Annotated in this window: 15 protein-coding genes and 2 tRNA genes; 9 read left to right on the top strand and 8 right to left on the bottom strand. The window is 52.2% G+C overall.

Annotated features, from left to right (window positions below):
- Positions 1-16: 16 nt before the first annotated feature.
- A complete protein-coding gene (gene iraP, locus P0H77_RS11890) occupies positions 17-355 on the bottom strand; it encodes an anti-adapter protein IraP (RefSeq protein WP_276157128.1) in 339 nt (112 codons plus the stop codon).
- A 435-nt stretch (positions 356-790) separates the two neighbouring features.
- Here iraP and sufA point away from each other — a divergent pair, with 435 nt between their 5' ends.
- The 7 genes from sufA to P0H77_RS11855 all read left to right on the top strand — a co-directional run bounded on the left by sufA (position 791) and on the right by P0H77_RS11855 (position 7442).
- A complete protein-coding gene (gene sufA, locus P0H77_RS11885; protein WP_276157127.1) occupies positions 791-1168 on the top strand; it encodes a Fe-S cluster assembly scaffold SufA in 378 nt (125 codons plus the stop codon).
- Between the two features lie 2 nt (positions 1169-1170).
- Complete coding sequence (gene sufB, locus P0H77_RS11880) at positions 1171-2655, top strand: Fe-S cluster assembly protein SufB (RefSeq protein WP_276157126.1); 1485 nt, start codon at positions 1171-1173, stop codon at positions 2653-2655.
- 18 nt (positions 2656-2673) lie between these two features.
- Complete coding sequence (gene sufC / locus P0H77_RS11875) at positions 2674-3420, top strand: Fe-S cluster assembly ATPase SufC (RefSeq protein ID WP_276157125.1); 747 nt, start codon at positions 2674-2676, stop codon at positions 3418-3420.
- Positions 3395-4669, top strand: a complete 1275-nt coding sequence (sufD, locus tag P0H77_RS11870) for a Fe-S cluster assembly protein SufD (RefSeq protein ID WP_276157124.1) — start codon at positions 3395-3397, stop codon at positions 4667-4669. The genes sufC and sufD overlap by 26 nt, the downstream gene beginning before the upstream one ends.
- A complete protein-coding gene (gene sufS, locus P0H77_RS11865) occupies positions 4666-5886 on the top strand; it encodes a cysteine desulfurase SufS (protein WP_276157123.1) in 1221 nt (406 codons plus the stop codon). The genes sufD and sufS overlap by 4 nt, the downstream gene beginning before the upstream one ends.
- A gap of 12 nt (positions 5887-5898) precedes the next feature.
- Positions 5899-6315: a cysteine desulfuration protein SufE gene (sufE, locus tag P0H77_RS11860; RefSeq protein ID WP_276157122.1), complete on the top strand. Its 417-nt coding sequence runs from the start codon at positions 5899-5901 to the stop codon at positions 6313-6315.
- A gap of 98 nt (positions 6316-6413) precedes the next feature.
- Positions 6414-7442, top strand: a complete 1029-nt coding sequence (locus P0H77_RS11855; RefSeq protein ID WP_276157121.1) for a L,D-transpeptidase family protein — start codon at positions 6414-6416, stop codon at positions 7440-7442.
- A gap of 66 nt (positions 7443-7508) precedes the next feature.
- On the opposite strand, the gene P0H77_RS11850 is transcribed toward P0H77_RS11855, so the two are convergent.
- Positions 7509-7745 carry a major outer membrane lipoprotein gene (locus tag P0H77_RS11850; protein WP_049840772.1) on the bottom strand — a complete coding sequence of 79 codons (237 nt, stop codon included), beginning with the start codon at positions 7743-7745 and terminating at the stop codon, positions 7509-7511.
- A gap of 310 nt (positions 7746-8055) precedes the next feature.
- Positions 8056-9468: a pyruvate kinase PykF gene (gene pykF / locus P0H77_RS11845; RefSeq protein ID WP_276157120.1), complete on the bottom strand. Its 1413-nt coding sequence runs from the start codon at positions 9466-9468 to the stop codon at positions 8056-8058.
- 462 nt (positions 9469-9930) lie between these two features.
- Between pykF and fumD the strand changes: the two genes are divergently transcribed.
- Positions 9931-10143 carry a fumarate hydratase FumD gene (gene fumD, locus P0H77_RS11840; protein ID WP_276165113.1) on the top strand — a complete coding sequence of 71 codons (213 nt, stop codon included), beginning with the start codon at positions 9931-9933 and terminating at the stop codon, positions 10141-10143.
- 76 nt (positions 10144-10219) lie between these two features.
- On the opposite strand, the gene P0H77_RS11835 is transcribed toward fumD, so the two are convergent.
- From P0H77_RS11835 to mdtK, 3 genes are all read right to left on the bottom strand, one after another.
- A tRNA-Val gene (locus P0H77_RS11835) sits at positions 10220-10296 on the bottom strand.
- Between the two features lie 9 nt (positions 10297-10305).
- Positions 10306-10382, bottom strand: a tRNA-Val gene (locus tag P0H77_RS11830).
- A 151-nt stretch (positions 10383-10533) separates the two neighbouring features.
- Positions 10534-11907, bottom strand: a complete 1374-nt coding sequence (mdtK, locus tag P0H77_RS11825; RefSeq protein WP_276157119.1) for an MdtK family multidrug efflux MATE transporter — start codon at positions 11905-11907, stop codon at positions 10534-10536.
- Between the two features lie 232 nt (positions 11908-12139).
- Between mdtK and P0H77_RS11820 the strand changes: the two genes are divergently transcribed.
- The gene (locus P0H77_RS11820; protein WP_276157118.1) at positions 12140-12778 is read left to right on the top strand and encodes a riboflavin synthase subunit alpha; all 639 of its coding nucleotides are present in this window, start codon (positions 12140-12142) and stop codon (positions 12776-12778) included.
- 35 nt (positions 12779-12813) lie between these two features.
- On the opposite strand, the gene cfa is transcribed toward P0H77_RS11820, so the two are convergent.
- Positions 12814-13962, bottom strand: a complete 1149-nt coding sequence (gene cfa, locus P0H77_RS11815) for a cyclopropane fatty acyl phospholipid synthase (RefSeq protein ID WP_276157117.1) — start codon at positions 13960-13962, stop codon at positions 12814-12816.
- 287 nt (positions 13963-14249) lie between these two features.
- Positions 14250-15446, bottom strand: a complete 1197-nt coding sequence (punC, locus tag P0H77_RS11810) for a purine nucleoside transporter PunC (protein WP_276157116.1) — start codon at positions 15444-15446, stop codon at positions 14250-14252.
- Positions 15447-15495: the final 49 nt, after the last annotated feature.

The following is a 15495-nucleotide window of genomic DNA, read 5'->3' as shown; positions in this document are numbered from 1 at the left end:
CAACGGCCCCGATACCTCATGTCTTGTCATTATCCTCGGACGTGACGGATTTCATTGCCTCAATATCCAGTTCAGCACCTACTTTCGTCAGCAACTGAGCCATCGAAAGAATGTCATTGAACTCATTAAGTAAAATTTCCGCATCTGATTTGAGCGGATTGTCGGCCAGTTCTACAGCGGCGTTAATGGCTTTTTTAACCGCATCAACCATTTCCATCGCGCCTCCTTCCTTTCCTGCGGCCAACAAAAAGGCGCTGAGGAGAAGAGACTGGGCTTCAATTCGCGCACTAAGTTGCTTAGTTTCCGCGTCCATTCTTGATATCTTGGCAATCATGCCTAAAATAATATTGGTCATCTTTTTCTCCCTGTTAGCATCAATGCTAACGGCAAACATTGCCCCTGCAAAGGTGGCGACTATTTAAAGGCACAACGGCTCTAATGATTTACAACGAGCCAATGTTACACTTTCTTATCCATCACGCACGCATATTAAAACGAAATTATTACTCCACATCGCATAATCGCCTTTTTTGATTTCAAAAATAGGTATTGCCTATGCATCTTTTCCATTGCCCGTTTCTGACGATGCGTTGAGCGTAAAAGGCAATAAAAATCAGCAAGATAATTCCTCCCGAATCCCTTTTATCAGATTACTGTCAGGGTCTATGCTTAATGGATGGGCAATGAAAAGGCCGCTATAAACAATACCCGTACTGCAAGTGGGTTGAAGTGATAATCATTATCACTAACATAGTGTTAACTTTTCAGTCTCTTAACGTGAGGTGGACCTATGGATTTACAAGCAGGGACTTTTGATCCCAATGAGTTTGCCTGGCATGGTCTGACGATGACCTCGGCGGCTGCCGGGCATATTCGTCAGTTGGTCAGCAAACAGCCTGGCGTGCAAGGGTTGCGGCTGGGCGTAAAGCAGACCGGCTGCGCAGGCTTCGGTTACGTGCTGGATACGGTGAGTGAACCACAAAAAGACGATCTTCTTTTTGAGGTTGATGGCGCACGCCTGTGGGTACCCTTACAGGCGATGCCGTTTATTGATGGCACCGAAGTCGATTATGTCCGTGAAGGCTTAAACCAAATCTTTAAATTTCATAACCCAAAAGCTCAGCACGAGTGTGGCTGTGGTGAAAGTTTTGGGGTGCAGGCGGAATAACTATGTCACGTAATACTGAAGCAACTGACGATGTCAAAATGTGGTCCGGCCCGCTGAATTATAAAGAGGGCTTCTTTACTCAACTGCAAACAGATGAGCTGGCCCACGGTATCAGCGAAGAGGTCGTACGCGCGATCTCCGCAAAACGTAACGAGCCCGACTGGATGCTGGAGTTTCGGCTTAGCGCTTATAAGGCCTGGCTTGAAATGGAAGAGCCGCACTGGTTAAAAGCCCATTACGATAAGCTGAATTATCAGGATTACAGCTATTACTCCGCGCCGTCCTGCGGCAACTGTGACGATACCTGCGCCTCCCAGCCCGGTGCCTTACAGCAAACCGGCCCGGCGTCATTTTTGACCGATGAAGTCGAAGCGGCGTTCAACCAGCTTGGCGTACCGGTTCGTGAAGGCCGTGAAGTGGCGGTGGATGCTATTTTCGACTCGGTCTCCGTCGCGACCACCTACCGCGAAAAACTGGCCGAGCAGGGCATTATTTTTTGCTCATTTGGTGAGGCGATCCACGATCATGCTGAGCTGGTGAAAAAATATCTGGGGACCGTTGTCCCGAGTAATGATAATTTTTTCGCCGCCCTGAACGCGGCAGTGGCATCGGACGGTACGTTTATCTACGTACCTAAAGGGGTCACCTGTCCGATGGAGCTCTCAACCTATTTTCGTATTAACGCGGAAAAAACCGGTCAGTTTGAGCGGACTATTCTGGTTGCTGACGAAGGTAGCTATGTGAGCTATATCGAGGGCTGCTCGGCGCCGGTACGCGACAGCTATCAGCTTCATGCGGCGGTGGTCGAAGTGATCATCCATAAAGATGCCGAAGTGAAATACTCTACGGTGCAGAACTGGTTCCCTGGCGATAACCATACCGGCGGGATCCTGAATTTCGTGACCAAGCGCGCGCTGTGTGAAGGTGAGAACAGTAAAATGTCCTGGACCCAGTCCGAGACGGGGTCAGCGATAACCTGGAAATACCCAAGCTGTATTCTGCGGGGTGATAACTCCATCGGCGAGTTTTTCTCCGTCGCCCTGACCAGCGGCCATCAGCAGGCCGATACCGGCACTAAGATGATCCATATTGGTAAAAACACCAAATCGACCATTATCTCTAAAGGGATTTCTGCCGGACACAGCCAGAACAGCTACCGTGGACTGGTTAAAATCATGCCGACCGCCACCAATGCGCGCAACTTTACCCAGTGTGATTCCATGCTCATTGGACCGGACAGCGGGGCGCATACTTTCCCGTATGTCGAATGCCGTAATAACAGTGCTCAGCTCGAGCATGAGGCGACCACTTCGCGGATTGGCGAGGATCAGCTTTTTTACTGTCTGCAACGTGGGATCAGTGAGGATGACGCTATCTCGATGATCGTCAACGGGTTCTGTAAGGACGTCTTCTCTGAACTGCCGCTGGAATTTGCCGTTGAAGCGCAAAAACTGCTGGCTATTAGTCTCGAACACAGCGTCGGTTAAGTATCTAAGGGAACAACCATGTTAAGCATTAAAGATTTACAGGTATCGGTAGAAGATAAAGAAATCCTGCGCGGGCTGAACCTTGAAGTTCGGCCAGGGGAAGTGCACGCCATCATGGGACCCAATGGTTCCGGTAAAAGTACGCTGTCGGCGACGCTGGCCGGGCGTGAAGATTATGAAGTCACCGGCGGCAGCGTGGAATTCAAGGGCAAAGATCTGCTGGAGCTGGCACCGGAAGATCGTGCGGGCGAGGGCATTTTTATGGCCTTCCAGTATCCGGTAGAGATCCCCGGCGTCAGCAATCAGTTTTTCCTGCAAACGGCACTGAATGCGGTGCGTACCTACCGTGGTCAGGAGACGCTCGACCGCTTTGATTTTCAGGATCTGATGGAAGAAAAAATTCAGTTACTGAAGATGCCGGAAGATTTATTGACCCGCTCGGTGAACGTAGGCTTCTCCGGCGGCGAGAAAAAGCGCAATGACATTCTGCAGATGGCAGTACTGGAGCCGGAACTGTGCATTCTTGACGAATCTGATTCGGGGCTGGATATCGATGCGCTGAAAATCGTTTCAGAGGGGGTGAATGCCCTGCGTGACGGCAAGCGGGCCTTTGTTATCGTCACTCACTACCAGCGTATTCTGGACTATATCAAGCCGGATTACGTCCACGTCCTGTATCAGGGACGGATTGTGAAATCGGGTGATTTTACCCTGGTCAAACAGCTGGAGGAGCAGGGCTATGGCTGGCTTACCGAACAACAGTAACGCGCTGCAACAGTGGCATCATCTCTTTGAAGCGCAGGGTGCGCAGCGTTCCCCGCAGGCGCAACAGCATCTTCAGCAGATGCTGCGTCTTGGTTTACCAACGCGTAAGCATGAAAACTGGAAATATACGCCGCTGGATGGGCTTTTGGGCAGCACCTTCGTCACGCTGCCTTCCTCTGAAGTGACCGCCGCTCAGCGTGACGGGCTGGCGCTGGAGGTGGATGCGCTCAGGCTGGTGTTTATTGACGGGCAATTTAGCGCAGCGCTGAGCGGCAGCGTGGAGAATAGCGGCTTTGACGTTAGTATTGGTCAGGAAAGCCCTGTGTTGCCCGCCGCTATCCAGCCGGAGGTGTTTTTGCATCTGACGGAAAGCCTGGCCGCCAGCGTGACGACCATCCGCGTCGCCCGCAATCAGCGTCCGGCTAAGCCTTTACTGCTGATGCATATTACCCGGGGCGTCTCTGGCGAAGAGATGAATACGGCGCATTACCGCCATCATATTGAACTGGCTGAAGGCGCTGAGGCGACGCTGATTGAACACTATGTCAGCCTGAATGACGAACGTCATTTTACCGGCTCCAGGATCACTATGAACGTCGCGGCGAATGCGCAGTTACATCATATGAAACTGGCGTTTGAAGCCCCGGTCAGCTATCACTTTGCGCATAATGACATTGTTCTCGGCCAGGATGCGGCAGCCTTCAGCCACAGCTTCTTGCTGGGCAGTGCCGTATTGCGCCACAACACCAGCAGCCAGCTGAATGGCGAAAATACCACGCTGCGCCTGAACAGCCTGGCCATGCCGGTAAAATCTGAGGTTTGCGATAGCCGTACCTGGCTTGAACACAACAAGGGTTACTGTAACAGTCGTCAGTTGCATAAAACTATTGTTAATGACAAAGGCCGCGCGGTGTTTAACGGTCTGATTAACGTGGCGCAACATGCGATCAAAACTGACGGTCAGATGACCAACAATAACTTGCTGTTGGGGCGTCTGTCAGAAGTGGATACCAAACCACAGCTGGAAATCTATGCCGATGACGTCAAGTGTAGCCACGGGGCCACGATTGGGCGTATCGACGATGAGCAACTGTTTTATTTACGCTCGCGCGGCATTAATGAACAGGCCGCACAGCAGATGATTATCTATGCCTTTGCCGCTGAACTGACGGAAGCCATTAGCGACGAAGCGCTAAAACAACAGGTGCTGGCCCGTATCGGTCAGCGTCTTCCTGGGGGCAAAGCATGACATTTTCCGTTCAGCGGGTGCGGGAAGATTTCCCGGTACTGTCGCGTGAAGTTAACGGTCAGACGCTGGCGTATCTGGACAGCGCGGCCAGCGCACAAAAACCCAGCCAGGTCATTGACGCCGAAAGTGAATTCTACCGCCACGGCTATGCGGCGGTGCATCGTGGCATTCACACGCTCAGCGCGGAAGCTACACAGCGTATGGAGGAGGTACGGCTTAAGGCAGCGACCTTCCTGAATGCCCGTTCTCCGGAAGAACTGGTGTTTGTTCGCGGCACCACAGAGGGTATTAACCTCGTCGCGAATAGCTGGGGCGAAAGTCAGATTCAGGCGGGTGATAACATTATCATCACGGAGATGGAGCATCACGCGAATATCGTGCCGTGGCAGATGCTCTGTGCGCGTAAAAATGCCGAGCTGCGGGTTATCCCGCTCACCGCGGAGGGTACCCTTGCGCTGGACGCGCTTCCCGGACTTCTCGACGCCAGAACCCGGTTAGTGGCCGTGACGCATGTCTCAAACGTACTGGGCACCGAAAATCCGGTAGCGGAAATCATCCGCACTGCGCATCAGCACGGGGCAAAAGTGCTGGTCGATGGCGCACAGGCGGTGATGCATCATGCGGTTGACGTCCAGGCGCTGGACTGCGATTTTTACCTCTTCTCGGCGCATAAGCTTTATGGGCCGACCGGTATCGGCGTGCTGTACGTGAAAGAAGCGATCCTTCAGGATATGCCGCCCTGGGAAGGCGGCGGTTCGATGATTGCGACCGTCAGCCTGACTCAGGGGACGACGTTCGCTAAAGCGCCGTGGCGCTTTGAAGCCGGCACGCCCAACACAGGCGGGATCATCGCCCTCGGCGCGGCACTGGATTACGTCAGCGCCCTGGGGCTTGAGAATATTCATGATTATGAGCAGGCACTGATGCAGTATGCGCTTCGTGAACTTGCGACCGTGCCCGATCTGACGTTGTATGGCCCGCAGGCGCGTCTGGGAGTGATTGCCTTTAATCTCGGGCAGCATCACGCTTACGATGTCGGCAGCTTTCTGGATAACTACGGCATTGCCGTCCGTACCGGGCACCACTGCGCGATGCCGCTGATGGCGCATTATCAGGTGCCGGCGATGTGCCGGGCGTCGTTAGCCATGTACAATACCCATGAAGAAGTGGATCGGCTGGTGGCGGGGTTAAAACGCATTCATCAGCTACTCGGTTAACAGGGAGATTTTATGGCTGCATTACCGGACAGAGAAAAGTTGCTGAAAAATTTCCAGCGCTGTGACAACTGGGAAGAGAAGTATCTCTATATTATTGAGCTGGGGCAGCGTCTGCCTCCCCTTAGCGAAGATGCTCATAACCCGGCAAATACCATTCAGGGCTGTCAAAGCCAGGTGTGGATTGTCATTGAGCGTAATGATGAGGGCATTATTGAACTACAGGGTGACAGCGATGCGGCCATTGTCAAAGGCCTTATTGCCGTGGTGTTTATCCTCTACGATCGCATGACCGCACAGGATATCGTCGCGTTCGATGTCCGCCCCTGGTTTGAAAAAATGGCCCTCACACAGCATCTTACCCCGTCCCGTTCACAGGGACTTGAAGCGATGATCCGCGCCATTCGCGCTAAAGCTGCAAATCTCAGCTAAACTCAAAAAACAGCTTTCATTCTGTTACGCGAGGCGTTTTATACGCCTCGCTGGTTTTCAGCTTTCTGGCGTTCAGCCAGTGATTAAGGAATTCCAGTATGAAACGCGCGTCTCTTATTACGCTAAGTCTTATCGGCTCGCTCAGCGCTGCACAAAGCGCCTTGGCGGTGGATTATCTGTTGCCTGCTCCGGGCAGCCGGATTATCGGGCAAAACCAGATTTATAGCGTGCCGACCGATGGTAAAAATCTGGAGTCGATTGCCCAGCGTTTTGATACCGGCATATTGCTGTTGCTGGAGGCCAATAACACGGTCGATCCGTTTTTGCCGATGCCGGGCAGCGAGCTGACCATTCCTTCGCAAATGCTGCTTCCTGACGCGCCGCGAGAAGGTATCGTCATTAACCTGGCTGAGCTACGGCTGTACTATTATCCGCCGGGCAAAAATATCGTGCAGGTGTTCCCGATTGGCATTGGCCAACAGGGGCGAGAAACGCCGGTTATGACCACCCGTATTATCCAGAAAATCCCCAATCCCACCTGGACACCAACGGCCAATATCCGCGCCCGTTCGCTGGCGCAGGGGATTAAGCTGCCCGCAGTGATCCCCGCCGGGCCAAATAACCCGCTGGGACGCTTTGCACTGCGTCTGGAACAGGGAGGAGGGGAATACCTCATTCATGGCACCAACGCACGTAACAGCGTGGGTTTACGCGCCAGCTCTGGCTGTATGCGAATGCGTGCCGCCGATATTCAGACGCTCTTTTCACAGGCATCATGGGGAACACGCGTACAAATCATCAATGAGCCGATCAAATTCTCGGTTGAACCCGATGGCCGGCGTTACGTGGAAGTGCACCAGCCGCTGTCACAAAATGACTGGGAAGATCCTCAGACGGTGCCAATTGCCGTGACCGCAAGCTTTGGTCGTTTTGCCGATGATGCGGGAAGTGACAGCAACAGCATCAACAGCGCCATTACGCGCCGCGCAGGGTATCCGGTGCAGGTGAATGCAACAATGGGTCAACCGGTGCCTGTAACGCCCGTACAGAGCGTGAGAGTGGCTCCTGCGCCCATTACTCAGGCAGAAGGAACGCTGGTAACGGCAAACAGCCTGGTCGTGCAGTAGCAAGGGGGAGAAAAAGGGCAAAAAAAATGGCGCACACTGTGCGCCATTTTATTAGACCAGTAACACTTATTTTTTGTAAGTGCGAGTCTGGTTGTCCAGACGCTGGTTAGCACGAGCTGCGTCATCTTTAGCAGCCTGAACGTCGGAACGGATTGCGTTCACGTCGTTGCTCAGCTGGTCAACTTTAGCGTTCAGAGTCTGAACGTCAGAAGACAGCTGATCGATTTTAGCGTTGCTGGAGCAACCTGCCAGCAGAGTAGAACCCAGGATTACCGCGCCCAGTACCAGTTTAGTACGATTCATTATTAATACCCTCTAGATTGAGTTAATCTCCATGTAGCGTTACAAGTATTACACAAAGTTTTTTATATTGAGAATATTTTTTTGATGGGAATGCGCTTATTTTTGATCGTTCGCTCAAAGAAGCATCGACTGGCCTCGTTACATCAAAAAAACTGTGTTAAAACAGGAGGCTTCCATCGGATTCATCTTAGATAATTGGCAATTTAAATAGTAAAATACGATTTGCATTTCGAATGGAGCCTTCCACGATGCAAATAAAAAAAGCGCCCCGGAGGACGCTTTTTAAACAAATTAACATATCTGTTAATAATTACAGTACGTGCACAGAGGCCGTATTTGTTGTGCCGCTCGGGACCAGCGCACCAGAAACCATCACGACAACGTCGCCTTTCTGCGCCAGACCGCTCTCTACCGCAACTTCTTTACCCAGGCGGTAGAAATCATCCGTAGAGTTGATTTCTTTCACCAGCTGCGCCACAACGCCTTTGCTCAGAACGAGCTGACGTGCGGTCACTTCGTTGGTGGTCAGTGCCAGGATAGTGGCATCCGGGAAGTATTTACGGACTGCACGCGCAGATTTACCGCCGTTGGTTGCCACTACGATCAGCGGAGCTTCAAGTTTCTCGGCGGTTTCCACCGCGCCACGGCATACGGCTTCAGTGATACGCAGTTTACGGCTGTCGTGGTTATCATCCAGACGGCTGGTCATTACGCGGTCGGTACGCTGGCAGATGGTGGCCATGATAGATACGGCTTCCAGCGGGTATTTACCTTTTGCCGATTCGCCTGACAGCATGACTGCATCGGTACCGTCCAGGATGGCGTTTGCCACGTCGCCAGCTTCAGCACGGGTCGGGCGTGGGTTTTTGATCATGGAATCGAGCATCTGGGTAGCAGTGATGACCACTTTACGTGCGCGAATACATTTTTCGATCATCATTTTCTGCGCGAAAATCACTTCTTCAACCGGGATTTCTACGCCCAGGTCGCCACGCGCAACCATGATGCCATCAGAGGCTTCAAGGATTTCGTCGAAATTGTTCAGACCTTCCTGGTTTTCAATTTTGGAGATGATCTGGATGTGTTCGCCACCGTGGGCTTTCAGGTGCTCGCGAATTTCAACAACGTCAGAGCGCTTACGGATGAACGAGGCAGCAACAAAGTCTACGCCCTGTTCGCAACCGAAGATCAGGTCCTGTTTGTCTTTTTCAGCCAGTGCTGGCAGAGCGATAGAAACGCCCGGCAGGTTAACGCCTTTGTTCTCGCCTAGGTCGCCGTTGTTCAGCACTTTACAGATGACTTTGTTACCTTCAATAGCGGTAACTTCCATGCCGATCAGACCATCGTCTACCAGAACGGTGTTGCCGACGGACAGGTCAGAAGTGAAGCCTTCATAAGTAACCGCAACGGTGTCGGTGTTACCCACGACGGTTTTATCCGTGGTGAAAGTAAAAGTCTGACCCGCTTTCAGGGAGACGTCATTTCCACCTTCAAGTTTGATGGTACGAATTTCCGGACCTTTGGTGTCCAGCAAGATCGCCGCTTTTTTACCGGTTTTGCTCATCACGTTGCGCAGGTTCTGGATGCGCTGACCATGTTCAGCATAGTCACCGTGGGAGAAGTTAAGACGCATAACGTTCATGCCCGCGTCGAGCATTTTGGTCAGCATCTCTTCAGATTCGGTTTTCGGGCCGATGGTGCAAACAATTTTGGTCTTTTTCATGACAGTCTTAGTCTTTAAGTTGAGAAGAATATGGAGGTAACGCTCCGGAACGGTACAAGCACGGAGTCAAACCTGTGATACGAAAACTGCGATGCCACGTGATAAGGATAGGTGACATCAAAAAAGCGTGCAGAGGAATGTGCGCTGGTGGTTCAGCCCAGGAGATTAAATGAAGATATACGCGTTTGAGTAGATAGTTCAAGGCGCTGAAACCATTCAATTAAGAAACGGTGCGCATTATACGATGTTACAAACTAAAAGGAAAATAAAAACAGCGTTTTAATATGGATTTGGGCATCCTGCCAGAGGTTGTTGGGTGAATGTTAGAAGGGAGTAATGCGCCTGCTACGCTCTCTTGCCAGTTGGGCGTTTAAAAACGGGATGGCACGCGGGTGTTGTTTGATTTACATCGATTTTTTGGCAATAATGTAATTATGTTGTTAAAACTTTCAGGAATATATGATGGGTAACCGGGCAAAAGAAAACGAGCTATATCAGGAAATGTGCCGGGTTGTCGGCAAAGTCGTTCTTGAAATGCGCGATCTGGGTCAGGAGCCTAAGCATATCGTTATTGCTGGCGTAATAAGAACCGCCCTGGCAAATAAAAAAACGGTTCGCTCTGACCTGAATCGCGAGGCGATGGAGCAGGTGGTAAAAGCGCTGGCGGGATCGTAACCTGGTTGCTGGTGCGGTTATAGCAGGAAAAGAACAAGCTGATAAAAGGGGAGGAGAAAAACGGAAACATCATGAATGGTGCGTCCGAGTGGACTCGAACCACCGACCCCCACCATGTCAAGGTGGTGCTCTAACCAACTGAGCTACGGACGCACTGAAGAATGGTGCGTTCAATTGGACTCGAACCAACGACCCCCACCATGTCAAGGTGGTGCTCTAACCAACTGAGCTATGAACGCATTGTTGTGCCTGACAACGGGGACGAATATTAGCGGCAGCGTAGGGATGTGGCAAGAGGAAAACGCTATTTTTCTTTCATAATTCACGCGATTGCGGAACTACTGCGCAAAATGTTGAGAAAGTAGCCGCCCGGCGGCGGCTATCGCAGACTTAACGTGCGGCGCGGCGCAAAATGACGGCTGAAGGCTGACGTTGCAGAAAGCGCATTCTTACCATCATCATCACCGCCGCTGAGGTCAAACCGATGATAAATCCAAGCCAGAAACCTGCGGGCCCCATCGGTTCCACTACCCAGTCGGTCAACGCCAGCACGTATCCACTCGGCAGACCTAACACCCAGTAGGCGATGAACGTAATAAAGAAAATCGAGCTGGTATCTTTATATCCACGCAGAATGCCGCTGCCTATCACCTGAATAGAATCGGAGATTTGATAAATGGCAGCCAGCAGCATCAGGTGCGCGGCCAGGGTAACTACTTCAGGGTTGTTATTATAAAGCAGGGCGATATGCTCGCGCAGTGAGACCGTAAAAATCGCGGTCAGAACAGCCATGCATACGCCGACGCCAAGACCGGTACGCGCTGAAGTTTGTGCTTCCAGCGTCGATCCCTGTCCGAGGCGATAGCCCACGCGAATCGTCACCGCCGCACCCAGCGACAGCGGCAGGACAAACATCAGTGAGCTGAAGTTCAGCGCAATCTGGTGCCCGGCAACATCCACGATCCCCAGCGGAGAAACCAGCAGAGCCACGACCGCAAACAGCGTCACCTCGAAGAACAGCGCCAGCGCAATGGGTAAACCCAGTTGTCCGAGACGTAGCATCGTTGCCCATTCCGGTTTGCTAAAACGCATTGTGTTACGAATATCGCGCATTGAACCGGCATTCTTAATATAAGAGAGCATGCACAGCAGCATCACCCAGTAAACTGAAGCCGTTGCCACGCCACAGCCAACGCCGCCCAGTTCCGGCATCCCGAAATGACCGTAGATAAAAATGTAGTTCACCGGGATATTAACCAGCAGTCCGCAAAAACCGATAAACATCGCCGGTTTGGTTTTTGCCAGGCCATCGCACTGGTTACGCGCAACCTGAAAGAACAGATAGCCAGGCGCGCCAAACAGCAGCGCACGCAGGTAGCGAACGGCTTTATCTGCCAGTTCTGGATCGATGTTATGCATGGCGTGGATGATGTGCCCGGCATTCCATAACACTACCATTACCAGCACGGAGACAAAGCCCGCCAGCCAGAAACCCTGACGCACCTGATGTGCGATGCGATCGCGTCGTCCGGAGCCGTTAAGCTGGGCGATAACGGGGGTGAGAGCCAGCAACAGACCGTGACCAAACAGAATGGCGGGCAGCCAGATGGAGGTGCCGATAGCCACGGCGGCCATATCGGTGGCGCTGTAGCCGCCCGCCATGACCGTATCGACGAAACCCATCGCCGTTTGCGCAACCTGCGCAATAATCACCGGAATTGCCAGCGCCAGAAGCTGACGCGCTTCGTTGAGATACTTCTGCACGTGAACACCTTTAGTATTGTTGTTATTTGAGAGACTAAAAAAGCCGCCATAAAAGGCAGCAGGAAAGAATTAACAAGAGGTTATGCTGCTATTGTAACGAGGATTATCTATTAAGCCAGTGAAAAAGTGGATAGCGCACAGTCTGGACTGGCAAGCCTATTTTCCACCTGTTATTGTGCCTGACAGAATGGCGGGGAACAGACCGCCTTGATGGCATACAGGAGTTAAAAGCATGTTTACTGGTATCGTGCAGGGCACTGCAAAAATTGTGTCCATTGATGAGAAACCCAATTTCCGTACTCACGTCGTGGCATTACCCGACGATATGCTTGACGGGCTGGAAACCGGCGCGTCGGTGGCGCACAACGGGTGCTGTCTGACAGTGACAGAAATCAACTGTAATCATATTAGCTTTGATTTAATGAAAGAAACGCTGCGCATCACCAATCTTGGTGATTTACAGCCAGGTGATATCGTTAACGTTGAACGTGCGGCAAAATTTAGCGATGAAATTGGTGGGCATTTAATGTCGGGCCATATCATGACCACGGCTGAGGTGTCGAAAATTCTTACCTCAGAAAATAACCGTCAGATCTGGTTTAAATTGCAGGACCCGACGCTGATGAAATATATCCTCTATAAAGGATTCATCGGTATCGATGGCATTAGTTTAACCGTGGGAGAGGTGACTGCGACCCGCTTCTGCGTGCATCTAATCCCGGAAACATTACAGCGCACCACCCTCGGCCAGAAAAAACTGGGGCAGCGAATTAATATTGAAATCGACCCGCAAACCCAGGCGGTAGTGGATACGGTTGAGCGGGTACTGGCCGCGCGGGAAGCGGCGCTATTACAGAACGTGGCTGAGTGATGTTAAAAACCCCGGCAGGCCGGGGTTTTTACAGGTTAGCGGGCGACGCGTAAACCATTCTCCACGCCGCGCGAAAAAACCACCTGCCAGAGCTGGATATCCCGGGCACGAAATGCTCCGGCGCAGGCATTCAGATAATAGCGGAACATACGCCTGAAGCGTTCAGAATAATTACCGGCAATTTCTGGCCATGAGGCTTCAAAACGTTCGTACCAGGCCATGAGTGTTTTGTCATAATCGGCGCCAAAATTATGCCAGTCTTCCATAATGAAATGGGGTTCACTGGCAATCGCAATATGGCGCACTGACGGCAGGCAGCCGTTGGGGAAGATATATTTGTTGATCCATGGATCGACATTATTATCCGTTTTTTTCGCCCCAATGGTATGTAACAAAAACAGGCCGTCCGGTTTCAGATTACGATCCACGACATCAAAATAGGTCTTATAGTTTTTAGGTCCTACATGTTCAAACATGCCGACGGACACGATCCGGTCAAATTGATCCTGCAAGTCGCGATAATCCTGAAGCAGGATGGTCACGTCGAGCCCGGCGCAGCGGGCCTGAGCCAGTTTTTGCTGCTCAGCAGAAATGGTCACCCCGGTAACGCTCACGTCATAGTGTTTCGCCATCCATGACGCCAGCCCCCCCCAGCCGCAGCCGATATCCAGCACGCGCATGCCTGGCTCAAGCTGTAGTTTTTCACAAATAAGCTGTAGCTTGGCCTGCTGGGCATCGGCCAGATTATCAGCTTCTTTCCAGTACCCGCAGGAATATTGCATATACGGGTCGAGCATGCGGGTAAACAGATCGTTACCCAGATCGTAGTGCTCTTTACCGACAATCCAGGCGCGCTTTTTACTTTGTAAGTTAATCAGGCGGGTGGCGGCGACACGAAGCACATCTTTCAGGTGGTGCGGTAGCTGAGTATCCAGTCCGGCGCGCAGAACGCGGGTAAAGAATATATCCAGCCGGTCACATTCCCACCAGCCATCCATATAACTTTCGCCTAAACCGAGCGACCCTTCCTGCAGTACTCGCTTAAAGAAATGCGGGTTTTTAACCCGTAAATCACAGGGAGCAGTACCATTAATAGCAATACCTGCGCGGCTTAATAACTCGTTCGTAATGCGATACCAGTCGTCGTTCGGTATGCTAACGTCTTCTATACACGATGAACTCATAGCTTCTCCATCACGCGTATGTGATCAGAACCTTAAAACAGCGTAGATGCTATTTTGGTTTGTGAGAAATCTTACGGGAAATCCGTAAGCCTGCTATCCGACGTAGAAACAGAGGAAGGGAGAAGACCCTTGCCGAAATGCCGTCCATGGGAGAAACGGATGAAATCCATCATCCGCTAAGTAACACTCTTTTATAATAATTTGGCAACAGAATCGAGTATAGGACGCTAAACTCGCTGATTCAATACAAAAATGTTAGCAGCCTAACTAACGGGTCGTTTGTAAGGCTACGCCCGACAGGTTTTTGCCGCCATCTTTTGCTGAGCAGCGCGGCTTGCTACCTGCTGCATCCAGTAGCCTGCGCCCGCCAGCAGCACCGTGATCAGCATCACGCTGGTGGTGGTAAGAAGCGGCGTTGCCACCAGCCACGAGACCACCAGGCTTGCCAGAAAGCACAAGCCGAGCTGGAGGGTATTCTGTAACGCAGCAGCACGCCCGGTCGCCTGAGGGAAAGGGCGCAGGGCCTGTGCCACCACAATCGGGTAAATCGCGCCGTTGGCTATCGCCATCACACAGAAGGGGATTAACAGCGCCGTCAGCGAACTGCCGTCAAGGAGGCCCGTCAGCCAGGTTGCCACCACGCTGAAGGCGTATAATCCCAGAAGCCACGGTAGTAACTGCTCTCCCTGCCATTTTTGCAGCGCCGCACGACAACCATATCCTCCTGCCAGAAATGCAATGGTCTGCGGGACATAGCTCAGGCCAATCGCCGCCGGACCGTAGCCCATTTCACTGAGGATAAAAGGCGAGCCGGTGAGCCAGGCAAAGAAACTGGCCGAACAGGCGGCATAAATCAGTACATTACCGAGATATAACCGTGAGCGCAGCAGCGTGGCAAATGTCAGCTTCTCTTCGCTATCCGTTTTTTGATGCGCGACGGATTTCAGACGCAGTGCCGGGAGCATCAGAAGCAGGGTGATAGCAAATAACGTCGCAAAAATGGCCTGCCAGTCAAAATGGGTCAGGATCCAGCTGCCGAGCAACGGTGCCAGAGCGGGGGAGAGACCCACCAGCGGCATAATGGTGGCGAAGATCCGGTTAACGCGTTGAGCCGGATAATAGTCAGTCACCATCGCCTGCCAGGTCACAGCGGCAGCGCAAACGCCCGTCGCCTGTATAAAGCGCAGCGCCAGCAGCATCGTGGCATCGTGCACCCACAGCATACCCAGGCAACCTACGGCGAAAATGGCCAGCCCGATAAGCAAAATGGGACGCCGCCCGAAGCGATCCGACAGGGGGCCCCACATAAGCTGGGCCAGCGCGAAGCCGGCCAGAAATAAGCTCAGGCTGGCGCTGACCGCGGCGGCCGGGGTATTAAGATCGTGTTGAATCGCCGCGAACGCGGGCAAATACATATCGGTGGCCAGAAATCCCAGCACGCTGAGTCCGGCCAGCCAGACCAGAAACCCTTTTCCAGGCTGCATATACATTCTCTTTTTTACAAGCAGGTGACAGGAGCAAGAGTGTAGGCAG

The sequence above is a fragment of the Superficieibacter sp. HKU1 genome (assembly GCF_029319185.1).
Lineage (GTDB): Bacteria > Pseudomonadota > Gammaproteobacteria > Enterobacterales > Enterobacteriaceae > Superficieibacter.
This window is presented reverse-complemented; position numbering and strand designations above follow the sequence as displayed.

What these genes read in the sequence shown, in the direction of transcription:
- iraP (WP_276157128.1), bottom strand. Translation starts at nt 355, where the DNA reads ATGACCAATATTATTTTAGGCATGATTGCCAAGATATCAAGAATGGAC.
- sufA (WP_276157127.1), top strand. Translation starts at nt 791, where the DNA reads ATGGATTTACAAGCAGGGACTTTTGATCCCAATGAGTTTGCCTGGCAT.
- sufB (WP_276157126.1), top strand. Translation starts at nt 1,171, where the DNA reads ATGTCACGTAATACTGAAGCAACTGACGATGTCAAAATGTGGTCCGGC.
- sufC (WP_276157125.1), top strand. Translation starts at nt 2,674, where the DNA reads ATGTTAAGCATTAAAGATTTACAGGTATCGGTAGAAGATAAAGAAATC.
- sufD (WP_276157124.1), top strand. Translation starts at nt 3,395, where the DNA reads ATGGCTGGCTTACCGAACAACAGTAACGCGCTGCAACAGTGGCATCAT.
- sufS (WP_276157123.1), top strand. Translation starts at nt 4,666, where the DNA reads ATGACATTTTCCGTTCAGCGGGTGCGGGAAGATTTCCCGGTACTGTCG.
- sufE (WP_276157122.1), top strand. Translation starts at nt 5,899, where the DNA reads ATGGCTGCATTACCGGACAGAGAAAAGTTGCTGAAAAATTTCCAGCGC.
- P0H77_RS11855 (WP_276157121.1), top strand. Translation starts at nt 6,414, where the DNA reads ATGAAACGCGCGTCTCTTATTACGCTAAGTCTTATCGGCTCGCTCAGC.
- P0H77_RS11850 (WP_049840772.1), bottom strand. Translation starts at nt 7,745, where the DNA reads ATGAATCGTACTAAACTGGTACTGGGCGCGGTAATCCTGGGTTCTACT.
- pykF (WP_276157120.1), bottom strand. Translation starts at nt 9,468, where the DNA reads ATGAAAAAGACCAAAATTGTTTGCACCATCGGCCCGAAAACCGAATCT.
- fumD (WP_276165113.1), top strand. Translation starts at nt 9,931, where the DNA reads ATGGGTAACCGGGCAAAAGAAAACGAGCTATATCAGGAAATGTGCCGG.
- P0H77_RS11820 (WP_276157118.1), top strand. Translation starts at nt 12,140, where the DNA reads ATGTTTACTGGTATCGTGCAGGGCACTGCAAAAATTGTGTCCATTGAT.
- cfa (WP_276157117.1), bottom strand. Translation starts at nt 13,962, where the DNA reads ATGAGTTCATCGTGTATAGAAGACGTTAGCATACCGAACGACGACTGG.
- punC (WP_276157116.1), bottom strand. Translation starts at nt 15,446, where the DNA reads ATGCAGCCTGGAAAAGGGTTTCTGGTCTGGCTGGCCGGACTCAGCGTG.